Consider the following 1519-nt stretch of genomic DNA (forward strand, 5'->3'; position numbering starts at 1 on the left):
GTTGGCGGCCACGACGATGAGGTCCGGGCCGTCGGGGAAGTATTGGAGCAGGACGGACCGAGCGAGCCCGGTGCGCCGGCCCCGGGTCGTCAGCACCAGGACTCGTCGACCCCAGGGCCGCACGATGTGGCCCCTCGTCGCGCGATAGAGCCACACCCCGAACCGGCCGAACCGGGCGTCGAGATCGTGCTGGATCCGGGCCTTCGTGTGCTCACTCACCATCGTGCTCACCCATCTTTCGGCCTCGGACCGGAGGAGCCCGGGCGAGAGACCGCCGCTCTTCATGTCCGTATCGAGCGGCCACGCCCCTCCCACTCTGCTGCGCCGTGGATCGCGCCGCAATACCTGAGTCGTGGCGGGCCCCGTCTCGCTGACGTCTCGAGAGTCGGGCTCGGAGCACGTCCCAGTAGAGGTCCCTGGCCGGACACCGTTACCGCCGGCGTCGGGGAATGCTGCGCACGCACGGACATGCCGATGTCCGCAACCCGCTGGTCCCAGCAGCACTGATCTACTGCTTGTGTCCACTCCTGTCGGGCTGCGGCCGGGCCGCCGAGGGCGCACAGCGCCCGTTACGTTGGTCCCTTGCGAGGCGGTGCAGAGCCTCCGATGCTTGTCGTATGACATTCGGACGCAAGATCGTCGGTGTCGCCGGGACGGCGGCTGTCGTCTACGGAGCCTGGGTACGCCCTCGGCTCGTGCGCTGGGGCGCGACGGATGAGGAAGTCGCGGGGCCGTATCCCGGTGCCGACCTGGTTCCCGACGGTGAAAGAGGCGGGGCGATGGCCGTCACGATCGACGCCCCGCCGGATCAGGTCTGGCCGTGGCTCGTACAGCTGGGCGGGGATCGTGGGGGATGGTACTCCTGGGATCACCTGGACAACGCCGGTCGCCCAAGTGCCCAAAGAGTCCACCCCGAGTGGCAGGACATCGCCCTTGGCGACTACGTGAAGTACTGGACACGCCGCCACGGCCCGGTGGACGCTTGGGAGGTTGCAGCGCTTGAACCGAATCGGTTCCTGGGACTGCGCGGGTTGAGCGATCTTCGAGGCCGCAGTCTTGATCCCAAGCAGCCACGGCCGTCGGCCTACACGGAAGGACTATGGGGCTTCCTGTTGAATGAGTTGCCTGGCGGGCGCACACGTCTGGTGATCGGCGGTTATCAAGTCTTCCGCCCTCGATGGCTTGGACGTTTCGTCTTCTACTGGCTCTTTCCGCCGGTTGTCTGGATCATGCAGGCACGGATGTTGGCCGTACTCAAGCGAAATGTCGAACGAGCGGCCCGCGGAAGGACTGGTTAGCCTCCGGTCCGAACGCGTCCCCCTGGTTCGGAGAGACGCACGAACATGCCGCGGAGCGTGCGCGGTTTCTCCCGTCCCAATCGACGTCGACCTCACCCCGTCGATGTCCGTAAGTCGAACCTTCACCGGGACGAGATCGGCACCCAACGAACGGCCGGCAGCAGTCGGGCCCGTCCCGTAAGCGGATCGTCAATCGGCCTGCACTGGTCGTACCCGCTGAG

Annotated in this window: 2 protein-coding genes; one reads left to right on the forward strand and one right to left on the reverse strand. The window is 66.8% G+C overall.

The window, feature by feature from the left end:
• On the reverse strand, positions 1–222 hold a 222-nt coding region (locus WAW17_RS28845), incomplete at its 3' end, for a nitroreductase/quinone reductase family protein (protein ID WP_422336276.1).
• Between the two features lie 395 nt (positions 223–617).
• Here WAW17_RS28845 and WAW17_RS28850 point away from each other — a divergent pair.
• Positions 618–1298 (forward strand): hypothetical protein, encoded by a 681-nt coding sequence (locus tag WAW17_RS28850; protein WP_422336277.1) that lies wholly within the window; start codon positions 618–620, stop codon positions 1296–1298.
• Positions 1299–1519 lie beyond the last annotated feature (221 nt).

It is taken from the genome of Rhodococcus sp. (in: high G+C Gram-positive bacteria) (genome assembly GCF_049286785.1).
Lineage (GTDB): Bacteria > Actinomycetota > Actinomycetes > Mycobacteriales > Mycobacteriaceae > Rhodococcus_F.